The organism is Rubrobacter tropicus (genome assembly GCF_011492945.1).
In the GTDB taxonomy this organism is placed as follows: Bacteria; Actinomycetota; Rubrobacteria; order Rubrobacterales; family Rubrobacteraceae; genus Rubrobacter_D; species Rubrobacter_D tropicus.
On the sequence record NZ_CP045119.1, the window covers coordinates 3950549 to 3970351 of the forward strand.

Annotated in this window: 27 protein-coding genes, 1 pseudogene and 1 riboswitch; of the genes and pseudogenes, 5 read left to right on the top strand and 23 right to left on the bottom strand. The window is 66.1% G+C overall.

The window, feature by feature from the left end:
• The 16 genes and pseudogenes from GBA63_RS19725 to GBA63_RS19800 all read right to left on the bottom strand — a co-directional run bounded on the left by GBA63_RS19725 (position 1) and on the right by GBA63_RS19800 (position 12032).
• On the bottom strand, positions 1-750 hold the full coding sequence (locus tag GBA63_RS19725) for an ABC transporter permease (RefSeq protein ID WP_166178904.1): 750 nt from the start codon (positions 748-750) through the stop codon (positions 1-3).
• Positions 747-1661 (bottom strand): ABC transporter ATP-binding protein, encoded by a 915-nt coding sequence (locus GBA63_RS19730; RefSeq protein WP_166178906.1) that lies wholly within the window; start codon positions 1659-1661, stop codon positions 747-749. Before GBA63_RS19730 ends, GBA63_RS19725 begins: the two co-directional genes overlap by 4 nt.
• A gap of 195 nt (positions 1662-1856) precedes the next feature.
• On the bottom strand, positions 1857-2531 hold the full coding sequence (locus GBA63_RS19735; protein ID WP_166178908.1) for a response regulator: 675 nt from the start codon (positions 2529-2531) through the stop codon (positions 1857-1859).
• Positions 2528-3703, bottom strand: coding sequence for a sensor histidine kinase (locus GBA63_RS19740; protein ID WP_207956933.1), 1176 nt, complete (start codon positions 3701-3703; stop codon positions 2528-2530). The genes GBA63_RS19735 and GBA63_RS19740 overlap by 4 nt, the downstream gene beginning before the upstream one ends.
• Positions 3704-4119: 416 nt before the next feature.
• Complete coding sequence (locus tag GBA63_RS19745; protein WP_207956934.1) at positions 4120-4548, bottom strand: OsmC family peroxiredoxin; 429 nt, start codon at positions 4546-4548, stop codon at positions 4120-4122.
• 323 nt (positions 4549-4871) lie between these two features.
• Entirely contained in the window at positions 4872-5105 is a 234-nt protein-coding gene (locus GBA63_RS19750) for a 4Fe-4S dicluster domain-containing protein (protein ID WP_166178912.1), read from the bottom strand.
• A gap of 150 nt (positions 5106-5255) precedes the next feature.
• Positions 5256-5558, bottom strand: coding sequence for a metal-sulfur cluster assembly factor (locus GBA63_RS19755; RefSeq protein ID WP_166178913.1), 303 nt, complete (start codon positions 5556-5558; stop codon positions 5256-5258).
• Between the two features lie 49 nt (positions 5559-5607).
• Positions 5608-5757 carry a hypothetical protein gene (locus tag GBA63_RS19760; protein WP_166178915.1) on the bottom strand — a complete coding sequence of 50 codons (150 nt, stop codon included), beginning with the start codon at positions 5755-5757 and terminating at the stop codon, positions 5608-5610.
• A 240-nt stretch (positions 5758-5997) separates the two neighbouring features.
• The gene (locus GBA63_RS19765; RefSeq protein ID WP_166178917.1) at positions 5998-7425 is read right to left on the bottom strand and encodes a glutamate synthase subunit beta; all 1428 of its coding nucleotides are present in this window, start codon (positions 7423-7425) and stop codon (positions 5998-6000) included.
• A gap of 26 nt (positions 7426-7451) precedes the next feature.
• Positions 7452-7802, bottom strand: coding sequence for a hypothetical protein (locus GBA63_RS19770; protein WP_166178919.1), 351 nt, complete (start codon positions 7800-7802; stop codon positions 7452-7454).
• Positions 7803-7835: 33 nt separating this feature from the next.
• Complete coding sequence (locus tag GBA63_RS19775; RefSeq protein WP_166178921.1) at positions 7836-8585, bottom strand: DUF542 domain-containing protein; 750 nt, start codon at positions 8583-8585, stop codon at positions 7836-7838.
• 44 nt (positions 8586-8629) lie between these two features.
• A complete protein-coding gene (ric, locus tag GBA63_RS19780) occupies positions 8630-9343 on the bottom strand; it encodes an iron-sulfur cluster repair di-iron protein (RefSeq protein WP_166178923.1) in 714 nt (237 codons plus the stop codon).
• 108 nt (positions 9344-9451) lie between these two features.
• The gene (locus GBA63_RS19785) at positions 9452-10051 is read right to left on the bottom strand and encodes a peroxiredoxin family protein (protein ID WP_166178926.1); all 600 of its coding nucleotides are present in this window, start codon (positions 10049-10051) and stop codon (positions 9452-9454) included.
• 4 nt (positions 10052-10055) lie between these two features.
• Positions 10056-10367, bottom strand: coding sequence for a 2Fe-2S iron-sulfur cluster-binding protein (locus GBA63_RS19790; protein WP_166178928.1), 312 nt, complete (start codon positions 10365-10367; stop codon positions 10056-10058).
• Positions 10368-10440: 73 nt separating this feature from the next.
• Positions 10441-11211 carry a Crp/Fnr family transcriptional regulator gene (locus tag GBA63_RS19795; RefSeq protein ID WP_166178930.1) on the bottom strand — a complete coding sequence of 257 codons (771 nt, stop codon included), beginning with the start codon at positions 11209-11211 and terminating at the stop codon, positions 10441-10443.
• Positions 11204-12032, bottom strand: a pseudogene (locus GBA63_RS19800) (methyltransferase domain-containing protein). Before GBA63_RS19800 ends, GBA63_RS19795 begins: the two are co-directional and overlap by 8 nt.
• A gap of 167 nt (positions 12033-12199) precedes the next feature.
• Here GBA63_RS19800 and GBA63_RS19805 point away from each other — a divergent pair.
• From GBA63_RS19805 to GBA63_RS19815, 3 genes are all read left to right on the top strand, one after another.
• The gene (locus GBA63_RS19805; RefSeq protein WP_166178932.1) at positions 12200-12550 is read left to right on the top strand and encodes a cupin domain-containing protein; all 351 of its coding nucleotides are present in this window, start codon (positions 12200-12202) and stop codon (positions 12548-12550) included.
• Positions 12547-13002, top strand: coding sequence for a hemerythrin domain-containing protein (locus tag GBA63_RS19810; RefSeq protein ID WP_166178934.1), 456 nt, complete (start codon positions 12547-12549; stop codon positions 13000-13002). The genes GBA63_RS19805 and GBA63_RS19810 overlap by 4 nt, the downstream gene beginning before the upstream one ends.
• 120 nt (positions 13003-13122) lie before the next feature.
• Entirely contained in the window at positions 13123-13749 is a 627-nt protein-coding gene (locus tag GBA63_RS19815) for a gamma carbonic anhydrase family protein (protein ID WP_166178936.1), read from the top strand.
• Between the two features lie 19 nt (positions 13750-13768).
• Here GBA63_RS19815 and GBA63_RS19820 read toward each other — a convergent pair whose 3' ends face one another.
• Both GBA63_RS19820 and GBA63_RS19825 read right to left on the bottom strand, forming a co-directional pair.
• A complete protein-coding gene (locus tag GBA63_RS19820; protein ID WP_407690861.1) occupies positions 13769-14407 on the bottom strand; it encodes a transposase in 639 nt (212 codons plus the stop codon).
• Positions 14368-14886, bottom strand: a complete 519-nt coding sequence (locus GBA63_RS19825; protein ID WP_166178939.1) for a helix-turn-helix domain-containing protein — start codon at positions 14884-14886, stop codon at positions 14368-14370. Before GBA63_RS19825 ends, GBA63_RS19820 begins: the two co-directional genes overlap by 40 nt.
• Before the next feature lie 342 nt (positions 14887-15228).
• Here GBA63_RS19825 and GBA63_RS19830 point away from each other — a divergent pair, with 342 nt between their 5' ends.
• Together GBA63_RS19830 and tenA are read left to right on the top strand one after the other, a co-directional pair.
• Positions 15229-15633: a hypothetical protein gene (locus tag GBA63_RS19830; RefSeq protein ID WP_166178941.1), complete on the top strand. Its 405-nt coding sequence runs from the start codon at positions 15229-15231 to the stop codon at positions 15631-15633.
• Between the two features lie 313 nt (positions 15634-15946).
• Positions 15947-16058: riboswitch (TPP riboswitch) on the top strand.
• A 95-nt stretch (positions 16059-16153) separates the two neighbouring features.
• Positions 16154-16846: a thiaminase II gene (gene tenA, locus GBA63_RS19835; protein ID WP_166178943.1), complete on the top strand. Its 693-nt coding sequence runs from the start codon at positions 16154-16156 to the stop codon at positions 16844-16846.
• A gap of 36 nt (positions 16847-16882) precedes the next feature.
• Here tenA and GBA63_RS19840 read toward each other — a convergent pair whose 3' ends face one another.
• The 5 genes from GBA63_RS19840 to GBA63_RS19860 form a co-directional block, all read right to left on the bottom strand.
• Positions 16883-17794 carry an ArdC-like ssDNA-binding domain-containing protein gene (locus GBA63_RS19840; protein WP_166178945.1) on the bottom strand — a complete coding sequence of 304 codons (912 nt, stop codon included), beginning with the start codon at positions 17792-17794 and terminating at the stop codon, positions 16883-16885.
• Positions 17795-17835: 41 nt separating this feature from the next.
• Positions 17836-18069, bottom strand: coding sequence for a hypothetical protein (locus GBA63_RS19845; RefSeq protein ID WP_166178947.1), 234 nt, complete (start codon positions 18067-18069; stop codon positions 17836-17838).
• A gap of 75 nt (positions 18070-18144) precedes the next feature.
• The gene (locus tag GBA63_RS19850; RefSeq protein ID WP_166178949.1) at positions 18145-18426 is read right to left on the bottom strand and encodes a hypothetical protein; all 282 of its coding nucleotides are present in this window, start codon (positions 18424-18426) and stop codon (positions 18145-18147) included.
• A complete protein-coding gene (locus tag GBA63_RS19855) occupies positions 18423-18824 on the bottom strand; it encodes a hypothetical protein (RefSeq protein WP_166178951.1) in 402 nt (133 codons plus the stop codon). Before GBA63_RS19855 ends, GBA63_RS19850 begins: the two co-directional genes overlap by 4 nt.
• Positions 18825-18981: 157 nt before the next feature.
• A complete protein-coding gene (locus tag GBA63_RS19860; RefSeq protein ID WP_166178953.1) occupies positions 18982-19704 on the bottom strand; it encodes a DNA-primase RepB domain-containing protein in 723 nt (240 codons plus the stop codon).
• Positions 19705-19803: the final 99 nt, after the last annotated feature.

The window sequence follows — 19803 nt, forward strand, 5'->3', positions numbered from 1 at the left end:
TCAGGCCTCCTGACGGTCGAATCGGCTGGTGACGAACAGGAACAGGACACTGCCGACGACGGCGAGAGCCAGGACGCTCGGATATGGCAGATCAAGGTAGACCAACTCCATCCCCACGTAATCCGCCGGCATGGCAAGCGCGTAATAACCCCAGGGCGTCAGATGGGAGAGCCAGTCAGGAAAAGCCTGTCCGAAGGTGCCGAAGAAGATGCCGACCACACCGATTCCGAGGCACACGAGCTGGTTCTCGATCTTGGCGGACAGCAGAATGTGGAATGCGAGCACTACAAGGTTGATGACGACTGCGGAGGCGGTGTATCCCAACCAGTGTTCGAGGGGAAAGGGGGACGTGATTCCCGCCAGAAGTCCGAAAGCGATCAGTATGAGGCTTTGAAGGATTGTGGCGGCGACGACAAGCGTGCCGAGGGCAAGGAACTTTGCCCGGCAGAGGCGCCCGGAGGTCACGCCCGAGGTGGCCGACAGTAGCCAGCCGTTGCCAAGATGTTCCATCTCAACCTGCCGGCTGGCCAATACCGCCAGGAGGACGGGTGCGATCAAGGCCACCGCGAAGCCGTCCAACAGGAGCTTCCACGCAAAGCCGTCCGGGTCGTCCAGGCGGGAGAACAGGCCCGAACCAGATGCCTGAAATGCTGTGAGACCGGCCACACCGAATAGCAATAGGCCCACGACCAGCCAGACGCGCAGACGCCTCATCTTGGCGAACTCGTTGATGATGACTTTCGCGTTCACAGTCCGCCGCCTTCGGTGAGATCCATGAACACCTTCTCGAGCGACTGCTGATCACGTCGTACTTCGTAGATACCGATCCCGGCGCCGACGAGGGTCGAGACGACTCGGGCGGTTGCCTCGTTTCCCAACCCTGGGAGTCGCACTGCCCGGTCATCGAGGCTGCTGTCGAGCTCGCGTTCGAGCAGTCCGTGCGCTCGTCGCGGGTCGGAGCAGTCGATGAGCAGGTCGGGGATGGATCGGGCAAAGAGCTCGTCACGTGTGCCCTGGAAGATCATCCGCCCGTTGCTGAGGATGCCCAGCACGGTGGCGGTCTTGTCGATCTCGCCAAGCAGATGGCTGGAGACCATCACCGTGACCCCGTCGTCGGCCAGGCGCCAGAGAAGTTCGCGGATCTCCTCGATGCCGGCCGGGTCGAGCCCGTTCGTCGGCTCGTCGAGGATCAGCAGCCGGGGTTCGCGGGCCAGGGCCATCGCGATCCCCAGCCGCTGCTTCATCCCCATCGAGTAATTGCGGACCTGCTTATCGAGATGGTCCTGCAACCGCACCGTGCGCACCGCGCGGGCGACCTGCCCGTCATCGAGACCGAGCAGACGCTGCACCAGGCGCATGTTCTCCCGTCCGGTAAGGTGCCCGTAACCGGGTGGGGATTCGATGAGCGAGCCGATCTTCCCCAGCAGCTCCCGCCTCGTCGCGCGAGTCATCGGACGCCCCATGACCCGGACCTCGCCGCTCGTGGGCCGGACCAGGGACAGGAGCATCTTCATGGTGGTGGACTTACCCGACCCGTTCGGACCCAGGAAGCCGTACACGCATCCTTGAGGGATGCGCAGGTTCAGATTCTCCACGACGTTGCGTTTGCCGTACCGCTTGCTGAGTCCATCGGTGGCGACGATGTAGTTTGTGTCATCCATGGTCTCGATATTAGTAGCGTTAGCAGCGCAAATCGTCTTCCTTAATGCAGATCTTTCGCGTCTTACCTGAGATAGACGAATCGGCGCGTGTACGCCTCAGGGACTACGCCTCAGGGACTACGCCTCAGGGACGACCCGTCCGGGCGTGGAAGCCGCGAGACGCGCCCGGTATGTGCCGGAGCCGACCGTCGTCGCTCAGCGGTCGCCGGCCTCGACCAGGCCGGTCTCGTAGGCGAGGACGACGGCCTGGACCCGGTCGCGGAGGCCGAGCTTGGCCAGTATCCGGCCCACGTGCGTCTTGACGGTGCCCTCCGATAAGACCAGCTCCCGGGCGATCTCCGCGTTCGACAATCCCCGGGCCACCAGCCGCAGCACCTCGTGCTCCCGCGGCGTCAGCTCCTCGAGCCGGTGCCCTTCCGGGACGGGGCGCCGTTCGCGCGCGACGGGCGGGTCGCTCGCGAAGCGGTCCAAAAGACGGCGCGTGGTGCTGGGCGCGACGACCGCATCGCCGAGGTGCACGTGGGTGATCGCCGAGACCAGGTCGTTTAGGGGCGCGTCTTTGACGAGAAAACCGCTCGCGCCGACCCGGAGCGCGTCGTAGGCGTATTCGTCGAGGTCGAAGGTCGTCAGGATCAGCACTCGCGGGCCGTCACCGGCGCAGATCCGCCGCGTCGCCTCCACCCCGCTCATCCGCGGCATCCGGACGTCCATGAGCACTACGTCCGCCCGCACCGTCTCCAGCAGCTCCAGCGCGGTGTCGCCATCGTCGGCCTCACCGACGACCTCGATCTCCGGGCGGGATTCGAGGATCATCCGGAAGCCCGCCCGGATCATCTCCTGGTCGTCGACCAGCACGACGCGAATAGTCAATCTCCACCTCCGATCGGCAACGTCGCCACCACCTCGAACCCTCCGCCCGGCCGGGGACCGGTCCGAAGCTTCCCGCCGTAGGCGGCGACCCGTTCGCGCATCCCCACGAGCCCATGACCGCCACCCGGCTCGCTGCCGGGACGGGCACCCGGGCCCTGCCCATCGTCGGTGACCCGCACCTCCAGCGAGTCGCCCCCGTAGCGCAACCGCACCGCAACCTTGCTGAGCAACGGACCGGCATGCTTCCTCGCGTTGGTCAACGCTTCCTGGATCACCCGATACACCACGAGATCCACGCCGGCAGACACCTCGACGGGTTCTCCCCGCAACGTCATCTCCACGGGGAGCCCGGAGGTCCTCGACTCCTCGATCAAGCGCCCCAGTTGCGCGATGCCCGGCGAGGGTGCGCGCGATCCCGGCTCTCCGTCCCGCAGGACGTCGAGCATCCGCCGCATCTCCGCCAGCGCGTCCCTGCCGGTATCGCGCACCGTCAGCATCGCCTGCTCCGCACGTTCCGGCTCACTGTGCACCTTCAACGACGCACCTTCCGCCATGACCACAACCACGCTCAGGCTGTGAGAGACGATATCGTGGATCTCGCGGGCGATCCGGGCACGCTCCGCTGCGGCCACGATCCGCGCCTGACTCTCTTGCTCGCGCTCCAACTGGCGTGCGCGCTCCTTCAACCCGTCCACGTAGTCACGGCGGATGCGGACCGTCGTGCCCCACGTCCATGCCGTGACGACCACAAGAACCAGCAGGCCCAGATCGCTGGGCGACAAGTAGTACTCCTCCAGCCGCGGCCCCACCGCGAGCAGCACCCAGAGCACCACCGCGGCGGCCGCGGGCGCCGAGATCGGCCACTGGAAACGCACGGCGACGTTGTAGAGAGCAAACGCCAACATGATGTCGGCCGGGATAAAGCCCACGCCCAGCACCAACTGCAACCAGGCCGTAAGGAGGATGATCCCGAACACAGGAAGCGGATGACGCTGGCGAAGAACATACGGCGCGCACAAGCCGACCGCAACGACGGTACCCGTGCCGGGCCACAACCCGTCGGGGACATACCTGACCTGGATCGGCAGGTTGTAGGCGAACACGGCCAGGGCCACGACCACATCGACGAGCCACGGGCGCTCCCGCAGCCAGGAACTCGAAGCCCCCTTCAACCCCGGTCCGACGTCCGTGACCCCCTCGTCGCGCTGTTCACCCGTTCGTGCCGTGCCCCTCATCCGTCACGAGTTTACCGTCGATGGACCGCGGCAACCGGAGAAGCGCTGCTCGCCATCGTCCCCCCTCGGCCCGCGGTCGCTTCCCCGCGGACCGAGAAGTACGCCACAACCGGGCTTACGCGGCCGGGCTATGTCCCGCTATGCGTCCCAGACATTACGGGTCGGTCTGCTCTGGGGTTCTCGTACTGTTACCGGAACCGCGTTCTGGCCCTTAACTGGGGGCGAATAGCGCATTATCGAAAGTGGTGCCGTAGATTCACGGGATATAACGACGATTATCGGAACCAGATCCAAGGTCGTCGGAATTTACCCGTTCACTATCCGTACCCCGGCCTGCGCTCCCGCTTCTCATGTCAGGCCAGTCGTGCGTCCGGCCCCATCTCGACGTTACCCTTGAGAGCGTTCGATACAGGACAGAGTTTCTCGGCCTCCTCTGCCATCTTCCGAAACTCCTCGGCGCCCAAACCCGGCACCGCGCCCCTGCCTTCCAGATCCGCGGTCGTGATCCCGACCTCCTCTCCGTCCAGGACACACGTTGCGCCCACCGCGGGCCGCTCGGGGTCGCTGCCCTTTTCGGACAAGGTGAGGGAGAGCGCCATCGCGTAGCAAGAGGCGTGAGCCGCCGCCACGAGCTCTTCGGGAGAGGTCTTGCCATCCGACCGCTCGACGCAGGAGGCCCAGGTCACCGGCGAGCCCCGAAGAATCCCGTTGCTTCCGAGCGATAGCGGCCCTCCGCCATCCGCGAGACTACCTTCCCACTCAACTCGGACCCTGCGCTCCACGTTGGAGATGCCTCATCCTCCCTTTCTGCCGTGCCTTCTTCCGGTGCACGATGTGGTCGGTAAACACTCTTTACCGAACCTTCCTCTGGAGCGTAGCCTGACGACGCTTCACATCTTCAGAAGGCCGTGACCAAGGGTCCGACGGACATGATGATGAAGAGGAGTATCATGATCGTGATTACTATCGCCACGAAGGTATTCCCGCTCATCGGACCGCACCTTTCAAAACTCGGCTTTGCGCGCATCGCTCTCGTTTCTCTCAGTAGCAAGAAGAACTCAGGAGAACGGGAAGGTGGCGAGAATCTTCGCCACCTTCTTTCCCTCTACTCGAAGTAGTTGGCGGCCTTGGCGATGTAGCTCTCCTGGTCGTCCGGGACCTCGTCCTCGGGGTAGATCGCCTCGACCGGACACTCCGGCTCGCAGGCGCCGCAGTCGATGCACTCCTCGGGGTTGATCATGAACTGATCGCCTGCGTCGTAGATGCAATCGACCGGGCACACCTCCACGCACGACTGGTCCTTCGTGCCGATGCACGGCTCCGTGATTACGTAGGTCACGCTTTCTCCTCTCTCGGAACGCCTCCAGCAACTATTACTAATTTTGTAATTTTAACTGTACCCTACCCCACCGATGCCCGAAAGCCGATGTTGACCGACGTCACATACGCGCGTGATCCCGTACCTCGCGGCTCGTAGTCCTCGTGCCTGCTAACGGCCGAAGAAGAGCTTGGCGGCCGGGCTCATCATCTCCGGGCTCCACATGGGGTCGAAGGTGAGCTGTACGTTGACCGTCTCGACGCCCTCCACGGTAAGGGCCTCGGCCTCGACCTGGGCCTGGAGCTGGTCCCCTACCGGGCACATCGGACTCGTCAGGCTGAACGTCACGTCCACGTGGCGCCCCTCGTCGCGGACTCCGACGCCGTAGATCAAACCGAGCTCCACGAGATCCATCCCGAGTTCGGGGTCCACTACGGTCCTTAGTTGGTCCCTCACCCGCTCCTCGGTAACCACCGTCCCGCCCCCTTCTACAATCGGTTAAAGCGTTCCGCGCCACGAAGCCCTACCGCTCTGACGGGGTCGAAGGCTCCAGGTGAACGGTCCTAGTCCCGCCCGTGCGGTCCACCATAAGCCACAACTCCTCCCCTCCTCCGACTAGCCCGGCCAGCTTCTTGTGCAGCCCCGAACCTGCGAGGCCTTCAGAGAGCACCAAGCGGTGGGATCTCGGGGTTTCCTCTCGCGGACCGCCATCCCCTACCATCAGGACGCTCCCGCAACCGGAGCAACGGGGGCCATGCTCGTCGGCATACAGGAAGGGCAGACTCGCCCCGGAGTACACGCCCCCGCATCCAGGGCATCGGGCTTCGAGCATCGTCGAGACTTCCGGGTCGGCTAGCATAAGTCCTCACTTTCCTTGGGGACACTTGTCAGGTACGCAGGGCGAAGGCGGAGACTAGGGCGGGAGCCTGCTCTCGCCCATCAGGTAGAGGTCGGCCTGGCGGGCGGCCTTGCGGCCCTCGGCTATGGCCCACACGATCAGAGACGCACCCCTCCTGGCGTCCCCGGCGACGAACACCCCAGGCACGCCGGTCCCGTAACGGTCGTCCGAGGCGATGGCCCCGCGCTCGCCAAACTCCAGCTTCAGGTCCTCGAGAAGCCGGTCGCGCACCGGTCCGGTGAAGCCGATGGCGAGCAAGACCAGGTCCGCGTCCACCTCGAACTCCGTACCGGGGCGGCGTCTGACCCGGCCATCGGAACTTCTCTCGACCTCCACCGCGTGCATCTTCTCCACGCGACCGCCCCCACCGGAAAAGCCCGTAACTGTCACGTTCCACCCTCGTTCGCCGCCCTCCTCGTGGACCGGGTAGGTGTGCAGAACGAAGGGCCAATCCGGCCACCGGAGCGGGTCGGGGGGCTCCGGCGGCCTCGGGCCGTGGGTGAGCACCTTGATGGAAGCGGCCCCCTCGCGGTTGGCGTTGCCCAGGCAGTCGGCGCTGGTGTCACCGCCGCCGAGGACGATCACCCGCTTGCCCCTGGCGCTGATCTCCTTCCCCTCCACCGGCAGGCCTGCTACGCGCCGGTTCTGCTGCACCAGGTAGTCCATCGCCGGGTGGATGCCGTCGAACTCGCGACCCGGCAGATCAATGTCGGCGCCCTGCAAGGCACCGACGGCCAGAACGATCGCGCCGAACTCACACCCGAGGTCGTCGGTCGTCGGGTTCTCGCCGACGTGGGCGTTCGCGCGGAACTCGACGCCCTCCTCTTCGAGCTGCGCGAGGCGCCGATCCACCACCCGCTTCTCCATCTTGTAGTCCGGGATGCCGTACCGGAGGAGACCGCCTATGCGATCGTCCTTCTCAAAGACGACCACCGTATGCCCGGCCCGGTTGAGCTGCTGGGCCGCAGCCAGGCCCGCAGGGCCGCTGCCCACGACCGCCACCCTCTTGCCGGTCCTCTTCTCCGGCGGCGGGGGCCTGGGGACCACCCAGCCCTCCTCGAAAGCCCTCTCTATGATCGAGCGCTCTATCTCCTTTATGGTCACCGGCCCGTCGTTTATGGAGAGGACGCACGCCGCCTCGCACGGCGCCGGGCAGAGTATCCCGGTGAACTCGGGGAAGTTATTGGTCCTGTGGAGGCGGTCTATGGCCTGCTTCCAGTGGTCCTTGTAGACGAAGTGGTTCCAGTCCGGGATCAGGTTGTTCACTGGACAGCCGGTGTTGCAGAACGGCACCCCGCAGTCCATGCAGCGCGAGGCCTGATCCCGCAGTTCCTTCTCCGGCATCGGCTCGTAGACCCACCGGTAATCCCGGACGCGCTCGGCGATGGGACGCTTGGGGATCTGCCCGCGCCTGTGCTTCAGGAAGCCTTTGGGGTCCCCCACCTAACCACTCCCCGTCCGTCTGACGCTCAACGTCGTACCCTCGTACCGCCGGGATGCTCCGCCGCCAGATGCGGGAACGCCGCACGCAGTTCCTCTTCGGAGAAGAGACCCATGTAGCTTTCCTCTCCCTCCTCCACCGGTGCCAGCCATAGCGTCTCTTCGCCCCCCTCCCACCGCTCCTCCATGCGCACCCGATACCCTCCGGGAAACCGGTGGGCGATGAAGCTCATCCCCTCCACGCCGGAGTGCGGGCTCGCGGAGAGGCGGACGTAGCCCGACGCCGCCTCTCCGCCTCTACTCGGGATCTCCGCAGCACCGAGAAACTCGCCCTTCCGGGACCAGATGCCTACCCTAATCTCTGCCCCGCTTGAACTCATTCGAGCGCTACCCCCGGCGCCTCCATCAGATCTTCACCGCCTCGGCAAGGCGGCCTCGGCGGCCATGGCCTTGGGGAAGAGAACGTTGTTCTCTTCGTGGACGTGCAGGTGCAGCCTCCTCTCGAGCCCGGCCAGGCCCTCGAGCATCGTCCGGTGGGCGTCACAAGCATCGGCAGGCGGCTCGAAACCCGCTGCCAGCTCGCGAAGCTTCGCCAGCGCTTGAGCGATCGCTTCGTGCTCGGCCGTCATCACGCCTATGGGGTTCTGCACGGTGCGCCAGTAGAAGTCCGGTCGAACGCTGGCGGCATCCAGCTCCCGGCACATGGGGAAGAGCACCTCCTCTTCCTTTATCCGGTGTTCCTCCAGGTCGAGCTTGAGGCTGCCGAAGACCCGGCGTAGCTCGACCAGCTCGGGACGGCGATCCCCGTGTACGCTTGCGACCCTGTTCACCAACGACTCGAGCCGGGGCAGAGCATCCTCCAGGTAGCCGTAGTGGGATTGCAGGATGTGGTCCGCAAGCTCCGTCGCGGAAACCTTCGACCAGTCGATCTGGTCTTCCGGCTCGGCATTGCAGGTCTCGAGATCCCGCAGCACCGCCCGCGGATCGAGGCCCCTCCCAACGCACGCCTCGCCGAGCGTCTCGTGCGCCCGGCAGCAGTAACGGATCCCGAACCGCTCGAAGACACCTACCGCGCCGGGACGCTCGATCATCACCCGGCCGACGGTGGCGTCCTCCGAGATCAGGACCGCAGCCCTCCTTCTCCGAAATAACCTGTTCATCATTGCCTAGCTCCAGCATATTCGCCCGGTAGGTTGCGCCTAAAACGTCAGGTCTTCGCTAGCGCGGCCTCGGCAGCTGCCGCCTTCGGGAAGAGGATGCTGTTCTCCTTGAAGATGTGGTAGTGGGTGTCGCGCTCTAACTCGGCCAGGCCGTCGAGCATCGCCCGGTAGGTGTTGCAGGCGTCCTTCGGAAGATCGTAGTCCCACGTCAGCTCCCGGATCCGGCCCAGTCCGCCGCCAGCCTCGACGTGCTCCCGCATCATCGCCGCGATGGGATTCTTGACGGTCCCGAAGCGAAGGTCCGGCATGGTCTCCGCCCCCTCAAGCTCCCTGCACGCCGGGAAGAGCATCCGCTCCTCCTTCGCCGTGTGCTCCTCCAGCTCCACGCGCAGCCCCTCGAATACCTCACGCAATTCCAGCAGCTCCGGATGGGCGCCCCCGTGAACGTTCGCCACTTTATCGACCAGGAAGCTCAGGCGAGGCAACTCCTCCTTGAGATAGGCGTGGTGGGTCTCTACGATGTGGTCCACCAGCTCGCCCATGCCCATGCTCGTCAGCCCGGCCTCGTCCTCAGTCTGCCCGGCCTCCCGGCGCTCCAGCTCCGCGATCACCTCACCCGGGTCCAGCCCTGCACCGGCGCAGGCCTCGGCCAGCGGCGCCCCTCCTCCGCAGCAGTAGTCTATGCCCAGGGCCTCGAACACCCGCGAGCGGCTCGGCCGCTCGACGACGAGGTCACTGACGGTCGTCTCCACAGAAAGCATCTACTCTCTCCTCTCGCTCAAGACCTCGACGGCCCAGTTACTATTACTAAAATTGTAATTGTATATTCGCACGTTCGGGCCACGTCCGCAAGGCGTTTTGTGAAGGGTTTATCCGACGCTACTATCGACGGCGGCTTCGGGCGACGGTGTTTCGTGGGTTTCGGCGGCGGGATTGACTGTTCCCGGGGCCGGCCGGATCTCCCGTAGCATCTCCTCCGGGTGCGGGAGCTGGTCAGGCTCCGAGCGCCACGCGAGCTTTCCGTCGGTCTCCACGAGCACGACCGGGATCTCCGTCTCTCCTACGCCGTAGCGTGTGGAGACCATGCTCCGGTCGTCCCACAGAACGTAGAAGGGGAGTCCCATACTCTTCTGTAGCTCCCTCACCGGCCCCATCGAGGCAGCGCGCACCACGATGGCCACCGTGGTCCCGGAGCGGGTCGAAGGGACACCGCCTTCCCGAATCTCCGGGTTGGGGTACGGGTAGTTGTATGCCCCGGCGCGCCGGAACCCTCCCTCGTGCTCTTTCAGGCGCTCCAGCAACTCGCGGCTCTCCTCGCCCACGTTCACGAACGCCAGGAGTACCGGGCCGTGCGCGGCGCGCATCTCCAGCCGGAACAGACCACCCTGCACCGAGGGGAGTTGGAAGTCCGGGGCCCTCTCTCCGGGGCGCAACGGGACGGTCTCCGGCCGCTTCTTCCTGAAGAACATCGCGCTACCCCCTGCCGTAGAGCTCGTCCTCACGGTGAGTCCGGATGGCGCAGTCGCTCAGGGCGTGGCCGATGCACAGCAACACGAAGCCTTCTTGGAGCTCGTCTTCCTCCAGGGCCTCGCCTTCTTCCTGGTCCATCTTCCCTTCGAGCAGCTTGCCAACGCAGGTCGTGCAGACTCCTGCCCGGCAGTCGTAGGGGAGATCCAACCCGGCCTCCTCGCCGGCTTCCAGGATGTAGTCGTCTCCGGTTACCTGGATGGTCGCCTCGCCATCGGGCATGATCAGGCGGACTCTGTGGTGGCCGTTCTCGCCCATGGCCTCTACCTCCTGTTCTGGCTTACGTCAGGTTCAGGGTAGGGCCGGAGCGATGGCCGGACCGAGACGTTCGTTACGGGCGGCCGTGAGGTTCGTCACGCCCCGAGCGACGGCGCAGGAGATCGGGCTCGAGGATGGTGAGACAGTCGCCTTCGAGGGAAATGATGCCGCGCTTGACGAGCGCCGACAGAGCGCGGCTCACGCTCTCCCGCGGGGCTCCCAGAGACTCGGCCATCTCGGTACGGGTCAGCGGCAGCTCGAGCGTTATGCGACCTCCGGGGCCGACACGCCCCCACTCCTCGGCGATCCGCAGGAGCAAGGCGGCCGTGCTCTGCGGGACGGAGCGGTAGGAGAGCTCGCTCCAGAGCCTCTCCTGCAAATCGCGGGATGAGCCGCACAGTTCCCGGATCGCCGCAAGCATAGCTTCCGGCGAGATCCGTAGCCGCGCCATGAGTACGCGGCGGGGGAAGACGGCCAACTCCGAGTCCGGCAGGGTCATGGCCGAGGCCGGGAGCGGCCTCCCGTCGAGGGCGGGGACGACCGCGAAGGCGCGTCCGGGCTCTATAACCTCCAGTATCCGCTGGCGACCGCTCGGCAGATCCCGGTACACCTTGACCGCCCCGGAGACCACCCCGTAGAGCGCCGTCGGCTCGTCGCCTTCGTGGAAGATGGCCGTCCGGCGCGGGTAGCTCACGATCCGCGCGCTCCGGACCAACGCATCCCGCGCATCTTCCGGAAGCCCCTGCAATACCGGCGCCCACGCGACAAACTCCACGAGCCGCGCGTCGAGGTCCGGCTCACCTGGCGGCCTCAGACGCGTCCTCTCCGCCAGGACCTCAACCATCGGGTCCCCCGCCGTTTGCAGCTCCCTGTTCCCGCTTAACCCCGACCATCGCGACCCCCGCCAGGTGGGGCCGGTAACGCCGAAAGACCCCGGCGCATCGCCAGCACCCTGCGCCGGGCCTCGCGGTCCCGCAGCACGTTCCACAGGAACCGCGCAGCGCCCCGCAGCCCCTCGTCCTCGAGGAGACGTCCCGGCTCCAGCAGGCGCATCGGCGCCGTCACCGTCTCCACGACCTCGAAGCCCTCCGATTCCAGAAGTGCGCGCCACTCCGAGAGGGTGAGCGGCCTAGCCCCAACCCGGATGGTCCCGGAGAGCGCCGCGCGGATCTCCTCCTTCGTCTGCTCCGCCAGATCGTCCGGGACCAGACACATCTCGTGTACCCCGTACCTCCCTCCGGGGACGAGCAGCCTGTGCGCCTCTCCCGCTATGCGGCGTTTCTGCTCCTCCCGCTGCATCGTGAGCATCGCCTCCCCGTAGACCACGCTCGCGTACCCGCCTTCCAGGCCCGTCTCCTCCGCGCTCCCGACGATGCACCGCTGACGTGGACCCCGCAGGTAGCCCCACACCACCCCGGCAGCCGCCTCGTCGCGCTCCACCCCCGTATACGAGCAGGGACCGTGTTCCAGCACCAGCCGGGCGGTGCTCCCCAGCCCCGGTGCGAACTCCACCACGCGATCCACAGTCCCGATACCGAGCCCATCGAGCATCTCGCGTGTCAGCCCGATCCCTCCAGGACGCAGCACCCTCTTCCCCAGGCGTGCCAGCAGCCAGTGCCCCGGCATACGGCCCGCCTGCAACCGCCCGCCCGGAAACCCATCCATCCTCTTCCCAACCTCACCCTCGATACGCTCCACAGCCAACGCCCCCCAAATCTCTTTTATTATTACTATTTTTGTAATAGTATAAATGGGCATCGAGTAGATGCAAGTTCGTAGAGGTTGGATGAAGATAGGGGGCACTCAACAACGTCTCGAAAGCGGGAGGGCGGATGGAACTCAAGGAGATCTCGGCTGACGCGAGAGGGCGCAGGGGGACGGTGTGGACCCTGGAAGGAAGCGAGGACCTCAACGCCAACCTGGTGCGGTTTCCTTCCGGAGGCGGCGTCGGCGAGCATGCCAACGAAGAGGTGGACGTGGTGATGGTGGGCATAGCCGGTCACGGAAAGGTCACGGTGAACGAGAAGGAGCATCACCTCTCTGCCGGGATTTTGGTGTTCCTCCCGAAGGGCGCGCGCCGCTCGGTGAGGAGCGACTCGGACGGGTTCGCCTACCTGAGCGTCCACCGCCGCCGGGGGCCGGTGCGGATCGACGAACGGCCCGAAGAGAGGAGCAAGGCGTGAAGCGTCACCCGAACCTGAGAGAGTTCTCGGATGACCATCACGGGGGTCTGGTGCAGGCGCTCCGCCTCCGCCGGGCGGCGTCCGGAACGGGTGAGGAGCCCACGGAAGGCGCCCGGGCCTTCCTGGAGTTCTGGCGAGAAGATACCGCGCCCCACTTCCGCAAAGAGGAAGAGGTGCTCCTGCCGGTAGCAGCCATCCATGCGGGAGAGCTTCTGGACCGCGAGCCCGTGCTGGAGATGCTCGTGCAACACGCTCGCATCAGGGGCCTCGCCATGCGGCTCGGTGGCGAGGCCGAAAGGGGCAAGGTTCAGGGGGAGACGCTGCGGCGGTTGGGTGAGTTGCTCGAGGCCCACATAAGGCTCGAAGAGAGGGTGGTCTTCCCCCTGATCGAAGAGTCGCTCTCCGAACGCGCGCTGCGCGAGGTGGCCGACCGGCTCGCAGTCTTCGACTAGCATCCTCACCTTCGGGCTTGCGACCACTACCCCATTCTTCCGCACGGTACAGAGATAGCAACTGGCTCGTCCGCTAAGTTCGGTGCATACTGGGCGGCATTTCGAGTCGGGGAGGAAGAGATGCGGATCAAGAGCCGTGGCAACGAACCCGTCGTGGACGCCTCCGCGTTCGTGGCTCCCACCGCCGTCCTCGTGGGGAACGTCCGCGTGGGAGCGGACTGCCGGATTATGTATGGGGCGGTACTGGACTCCGAGGGATCGAGGGTCGAGGTGGGTTCGACCACCATAATCAACGAGCACGCCGTGCTGAGGGCGACGGCGGTGGGCGACGCGGAGCACCCCGTGATGGTCGGCGACCACGTCCTCGTCGGACCGCACGCCTCCCTGCTGGGCTGCACGGTCGAGCCCTGCTCCTACGTGGCCACCGGCGCGACCGTCCTGCAAGGGGCGACGGTGCGTTCGGGGGCCAACGTCGCGGTCGGGGCCGTGGTGCACGCGAACGCCGTGGTCCCGCGCGAGTTCTTCGTCCCGCCGAACACCGTGGCCGTGGGCGACCCTCTGGAGGTCTTCGCGCCGGGGGACGAGGGGCTGGCCGAGGCCATAAAGGCCGCCGGGTTCGCCGCGAGCGCCTTCGGCGTGCGGACGCCCTTCGAGGACCGCATCAACAGGTACAGGGCGTCCACGGAGGTCAGGGCGGAGGAGTTTGGTGCGCACCTGGAGGACACCGTGGTCGACGCCGAGCGCTGAACGGCGCGCGTCGGGGGCTTCAGACACCGTCTACGGACGCCATCCTCGGCATCGCTCCGACGCCCTGACCTCGAGGAGCACGGTGCCTCCTGCGCCTGCCCCACACGTACGGATGGCGGTGCCCGTTCCAGTAGTCCAGCGCCTTCGCTATCGCCTCTTCTATCTGCTCCCAAGTCTCGAAAAAGCGCCCCTTGATGGCTAAAGACTTGAGCGTCTTCCACCAAGGCTCTATGAGGTTCAGGTAGGCAGCGTACTTGGGCTGGAAGACGAACTCCCACCTCGGGCGGGCCACATCGAATAGCAGGACGTCGTATGCCTTGTGGGCCCTGAGGTTGTCCATGATAGCGTAGATCCTCCCGACGTCCTTTGGCACCCACTCCTCGACCTTCCCCAGGAAGTCCAGGAACGTCACGATCGAGCGACTCGTGTAGGTGGCGGTCAAAGCCTCTCCGGTGGCCGGCACGAACGCTCCGAAGACGTACCCCCCGAGCTTGCGGTCCCGGTCTCGCTGCAACTCCCACCTGGCCCTACCGGCGAGGCCTTCTTGCCGACCGCGAACCAGTTCCTTGCCGGGGTACGACCGGACGCTCAAGGGCCCCATCTCGTCTATGCAGATGACTACGCTGTTGGCAGGAGAGGATGTGTAGAGCCGTTCGATGGCCCTCTTTTTTCCGCGAACTCCGGGTCGACCCTCTCCCTGAACCACCCCTCCTGCTTCCTCCACCTCAAGCCCTCGTGCGAGAGCACCTCCGCCACCCTCGTTCGCCCCATGCCGATCCCCTTCTGCTCGGAGAGGTAGACCACCAGTCGGTCCAGGGTCCAAGAGGCGAAGGGCAAGCCGAAATCCTGTGGAGGGGTCAGCGCGGCCTGGATCACGGCACCGACGTCCTCAGGGCCGTAGACGCGGGGCCTGCCCTCGCGCGGCCCCTCTTCCAGGCCAGCCACGCCGTAGCGGTTGAAGCGGCCTATCCACTTCAGGGCGGTCCTCTCGTTGCACCCGAGCCTGGCGGCGATCTCTGTGGCAGTGTAGCCCTGGTTGGAGAGCAGGACGATCTTCGCCAGCCGCGCCTTGCCGGCCGCGATCTTGCGGCTGGCGACCGCCCTCTTTAGGATCCGGTACTCGTCGGCGTTGAGCATCTTCACTCGCTTGAACGGTCGTATCAGCACCTCCCGAGGCTAAGGAGCGCCATTGTGCAACGAATTTAGCGGATGTGCCAGTTACTATCTGTACCTCGGTACACGCCAGGATGTCCGAAGGGCTGATGGAGGCCCACAGAAGCGGCAAGGTGCGGGTCGCCGCCGGGCGAGCATCGGACTTTTTCGGGCCGCGTCGGCGCAGACCGGGGGCCGCGCGTATGTCGCCGGAACGGCCTACCGATCCGGTCGCGCGTTTCGGGGGGTTGCGCCGCGCTCGGGACCGGCATTACGATGGGTTTTTCTCCGGTCATCGTCCGAGTGCAACGGGAGAGGAAGGATGGGTTGGAAGGGACGTCGCAAACCCTCGGAGCGCCGCGGGAGCGGCCTGCGCGTCGGCGGAGATTCTGGCTTCTGGCGAAGCACGAACGCGGGCGGTTGGAGGTGCTGGCCGCCGAGCTTTCCGGCGGCGAGAGGTCCCTGCCCGTCTTCAGCTTCGCCGAGGAAGCCGAGTTGTTCTTGGGGCTCGGCGCCTTCGGTAGCACCATCGGCGGCGACTGGCAGGTGCGGGAGACTGAGGTAGGGGAACTCGCCTCGATCCTGCTCGGGCCCTGCCGCGGCGTCGAGCGCGTGGCCCTGGACCCGCTGCCGGGGATCGGCGCCGAGCCGGTGAACCGCCTCGCGAGCCTCGGCCGCGAACGCTTCGTACGGTTCCTGCTGCGCGGGGCACCCGGCACCCACCCAGGGTGATGGGCGGGAAAGGGAAAGCAGGAGACAGGTCCCATCAGCAACGCACGTGTCCACCCCCCTCAAGCGGCTGGACCCCTCGTGGGTCCGACGAAGGGCGAGCGGCGCATCGTCGCTCGGCATTCGCGCGCCCGGCGTTCCACGCCCTTCTGGCCGTGGCGCTCGGTCGCGGGCCCCCGACGCGTCGGGGCAGAACTCTATCCACCTTGTCCTGGCCTCTTCGTAATGGAACTATTCGGTTGGCCCCCATTCTGGCAGGAGGCCGAGGGGGACGGAAGCTTGCGGCGAGTGGGATGCTAGTGTAGGGTGCCTTTCGTGTAGCGAAACGGGGAGCTCCCGGCAGGGGGCTGAGAGGGTGCCGAGGCCGCGCCGACCCGAGGAACCTGATCCGGGTAATGCCGGCGGAGGGACGAGCGGGTGAAACCGAATCTTTCGAGGACGGCGTTCCGGTACCTTTACGGCCGGGCGCTTTCTCTTTGCCGCCCCTCCTCCGGCGTCTCGGGCCGAGAGGAGGCAACACATCATGTCTGCGACCGAGAGGTCCACGAGCTTCACCGAGGAGTTGCGTAGCAAGGCCGACCCCGTCTTCGAGGCCATCTTCCGTCACCCGTTCGTCAGGGGCATCGCCGAAGGTAACTTGAGCGGAGAGCAGCTCGCCCACTACGTGAGGCAGGACTTCCAGTACCTCACCGTCTTCTGCCAGGTCTACGGCCTCGCCGTCTCCAAGTCCACGCGGCGGGAGGACATCGCGTTCTTCAACGAGCAGATCGGGTTTGTCCTCGATTCCGAGAACCATCCCCATCAAAACCTGGCTCGGGTCTCGGGCTACCCGATGGAGGAGTTGGAGGGGGCAAACGAACTCTTGCCTACCGCCCGCAACTACACCCGGCACACGCTCTACTCGGCCCACAGCGGCACTTTGGGCGAGCTGCTCTGCGCCCTGTACCCTTGCCCGTTGACGTACTGGGAGATCGGGCTGAGGCTCAAGGAGGAGGTCAAGCCCGACGACTCGCACCCGTTCAAGGAGTGGATCGAGTTCTACGCCGACCCGATCGTGGGAGACATCTGCCGCGAGTTCGCTCGCCGCATAGACCGCCTAGCATCCGATGCTGGTAAGGCGGAGCGGGCCAATATGGAGGAGCACTATCTGACCAGTTGCCGGATGGAGCACATATTCTGGAGCATGGCCTACGACCTCGAGGAGTGGCCGGTCTAGGGCGAAGCGCGTAAAGGAACACACGATAGAAGTGGACTAGGCCGCCTCGAGTTCGGGCGCTCCCTCAACCCGTGGGTCACCGTCCTCGACGGCCTCTATGATCGTCCTGACGGTCTTCTGGATGTTGGAGAGGGCCACCCTGACCACCTCCTTGCTCTCGGCCCAACGCGCCACGTAGGCGAAGGAATACCCCGAGGCGTCGATGCCGAAGTACGAGAGCATCGCGTACGCGACTCCTTCGGCCTCAGCCTCAAGCATAGGACGATCTTCCTCTGAAGCCGCCGCGTCGCAGTGCAGCAGGTGGTGGGCTAGCTCGTGGGCGAGCGTCTTCGCCCTCCCATCGGTCGGGAGCGTGCTCCTCAGGAGGATCCGCTTCTCCCGCAGGTGGTAGAGGCCGTTGGCGCCAGGGGAGAGAGCGTCGAGCTCCGCGTCGTCCTCCGAGACGGGCACGCCCTGCGACTTACAGAAGTCGAGCAATGATCGCCCGAGCGCACGTGCTACGTCGGAGTCACCACGGAGTGCCCTCGGCCTCGGCTTCTCCGGCATCGGCTCGGCTCCGGGGACCGGGTCGGTCTGGGAGACGTCGAAGATCTTGACGACCTTGAAGGAACAGAGCACGCGCGCCTCCTCCCCGCTCTCCTCGTCCTCGACGGTGCGGAAGATGGGCGCCAGTATCTTGAGTCCCTCCTCGCCGCGCCTCACCTGCCGACCGAGTTCTTGCCACCTCCTGTACCCTGCTACCCGGGTGGCGTTCGGCCTCTGGACCAGGACCAGCAGGGAGTTGTTCGCCGAGTACCGATGGAACCTCGCGGCGAAGGCGAGGTAGCGCTTGAACTCGTCCCCGTCCAGTATCCTCTCGACGCCGGCTTCGAGTAACTCCGTCGCCTCGCGCACCCTGCGGTCGCGCTTCTCGCCGCGCTCCATAGCCTTCCGTTCGTCGTTCGCCACGATGGTCCTTTCGTCTCGGTGGTTTCGCTCGTCGTGCCGCGTCACCGCGCGTCGTCGGTGCGCCGCCCTTCCGCGGCGGTCTCATCCGGCGGCCACGGTCCGCGGTGGCCCTTCAGCCGCGGGTACAGGTAGGAGAGGGCCCTTCCGGTCCCCTCGCAGTCGGGGCAAGGGGCGGTCCTCACCTCCGTCGGCGAACCGACGTGGACCACGCCGCCGAGGCAGCGGAGACACTCCCTCTCCACGTACTCGCGATCCGATGCTGCCTTCCTGCTCATGGCCGCGCTCGGTACCTCCTTCCGAGGCTTCCCGGGGACTCTCAGCGGTAGGCGGAGTCCCCGGGAAGTCGCTCCTCAGGCGATCTCGCGTTCTCCCATGCGCAGCACCAGTTGTTCGTAGGGGTTCGCGAGGGCCAACTTCTCGACCGCGACATTCCGATCAGGTGCAGCGCGCTCGCCCGAAATCCGGTAGCCGCCGGGCAAGACCGTCGCGCGTTTCTCCAGGCCCGTCAGGTACCGCAACAGCAGGGCCTCGTTATCCCGCATCCTGTCCCGGATCCAACGCAGTCTCTCGCGGTGGTAGTGGAGCTGCCTTGCCGCCAGCGCCGCCTGCCTCTCCGTCGGCGGGCCCATCACGCCGCGGCCTTCCGCGCCAGCCGCAGACGCTCGCGGACGAGCGCGAGCTCTTCGGCGGAGATCCGTCCCCACCTCCGATGTGACAGAAATCGGAAGTACCGCCGGCCGTAGCGGGCGAGGGTCGTCCTACCGCCCCAGGAGCCCCACTCGCGCCAGTCGGGCGCGTGCGTCTCCCGGTGCTCTTCTCTCGGGAGTTCCACGCGGGAGGACTCGATCCCCTCGACCAACTCCTCGCGGGTCAGGTAATCGGTGTCTTCGATGCCGTAACGCATCGCCAGCTCATCGAACTCAAGAGCCAGCCCTATGCCCTCGCCGTCGAACTCGGTGTGCGCCGCCATCCTGTCGTAGGCCCGAAGCAGGTGCTGCGGCACCCTGTGGTGAACCTCCTTCGCGTCCAACCGTCTCCTTCCTCCTCCGCTCGGGCCGCTCTTCGGCTCCTTCGCTTTTTGGAGGAGCCGGAGAGTCGCGATACGGAAGGCGGGGAGGAATGGCGGGGACAAACTTCGCCGCGTCCAGGACGCGTGTGGAGCGGGGTGGGTCTGCCCCGGGGACGGCCTAGCCCGCGCTTCGCGCCAACGCGCGGGCCTTACCGACGGTGAGCGAGAGATACGCGTCGCCGTGGCGGCCCTTCTCCAGATACTTCTCCGAGATGCCGTGGGTAGAGTCGGTCATCACCGCCCAGACCTCCGCCTCCGTGTACCCGGCCGTGGACATGGCGAGGCACACGGCGAAGTCGGCCTCCGAGCGGCTCGGGTAGGGTCTCCTTAAGCCGCGGTTGCCGCGTGAAACCAGATGTCGCATCCGGCCCGAGAGCCGGGAGACGTCGGGCGTCGGGTAGGGGCCGGTAGGACGACCACTCCGCGATACCGGTCGCGGCGGCTCCTCCGGCGGCAATGCCAACTCCAGCTCGCGTGGGTGGTAGCGGTCGTCGTTGAGCTCCAGCAGCCTCACGAAAGGTGCGGGTCCGTACTTGCGATTCCGGGTGCCGGGGGGCCTGAGGAGCTGCCCGAGGTCCCACCCCGACCGGTCGGCGCCGACCGCGAGGAGGAGCCTGCGGTTGAGCTCCTCGGCCCGCAGCGGTGAAACCGACCTTGTGAGGCGCCAGAAGAGGTGCGCGCGGCCCGGCGAGGACTCGACGATCGCGGTCGGTTCTGGCGCATCGAAGCCGGGAGCCACGCCGTCGGCGTCGGCCCAGAGAGCCAGGACCGGGGCGGCGTTCGCCTTTACACGCCTTTTGGCGAGCAGGAGATGGGCGCAAAAGTAGGTCTCAAGGCCCACCTCGGAGTTGCCAAGGCACCAGTCGGCCGCCGCACAGGCCTGGTGCGGGTAGTCGAAGAAGCGGGAGCGGTGGCGGTAGAGGCGCTTGGAGCCCGGGGC

What these genes read in the sequence shown, in the direction of transcription:
- GBA63_RS19730 (WP_166178906.1), bottom strand. Translation starts at nt 1,661, where the DNA reads ATGGATGACACAAACTACATCGTCGCCACCGATGGACTCAGCAAGCGG.
- GBA63_RS19770 (WP_166178919.1), bottom strand. Translation starts at nt 7,802, where the DNA reads ATGAGTTCAAGCGGGGCAGAGATTAGGGTAGGCATCTGGTCCCGGAAG.
- GBA63_RS19775 (WP_166178921.1), bottom strand. Translation starts at nt 8,585, where the DNA reads ATGATGAACAGGTTATTTCGGAGAAGGAGGGCTGCGGTCCTGATCTCG.
- ric (WP_166178923.1), bottom strand. Translation starts at nt 9,343, where the DNA reads ATGCTTTCTGTGGAGACGACCGTCAGTGACCTCGTCGTCGAGCGGCCG.
- GBA63_RS19785 (WP_166178926.1), bottom strand. Translation starts at nt 10,051, where the DNA reads ATGTTCTTCAGGAAGAAGCGGCCGGAGACCGTCCCGTTGCGCCCCGGA.
- GBA63_RS19790 (WP_166178928.1), bottom strand. Translation starts at nt 10,367, where the DNA reads ATGGGCGAGAACGGCCACCACAGAGTCCGCCTGATCATGCCCGATGGC.
- GBA63_RS19795 (WP_166178930.1), bottom strand. Translation starts at nt 11,211, where the DNA reads ATGGTTGAGGTCCTGGCGGAGAGGACGCGTCTGAGGCCGCCAGGTGAG.
- GBA63_RS19805 (WP_166178932.1), top strand. Translation starts at nt 12,200, where the DNA reads ATGGAACTCAAGGAGATCTCGGCTGACGCGAGAGGGCGCAGGGGGACG.
- GBA63_RS19815 (WP_166178936.1), top strand. Translation starts at nt 13,123, where the DNA reads ATGCGGATCAAGAGCCGTGGCAACGAACCCGTCGTGGACGCCTCCGCG.
- GBA63_RS19825 (WP_166178939.1), bottom strand. Translation starts at nt 14,886, where the DNA reads ATGCTCAACGCCGACGAGTACCGGATCCTAAAGAGGGCGGTCGCCAGC.
- tenA (WP_166178943.1), top strand. Translation starts at nt 16,154, where the DNA reads ATGTCTGCGACCGAGAGGTCCACGAGCTTCACCGAGGAGTTGCGTAGC.
- GBA63_RS19845 (WP_166178947.1), bottom strand. Translation starts at nt 18,069, where the DNA reads ATGAGCAGGAAGGCAGCATCGGATCGCGAGTACGTGGAGAGGGAGTGT.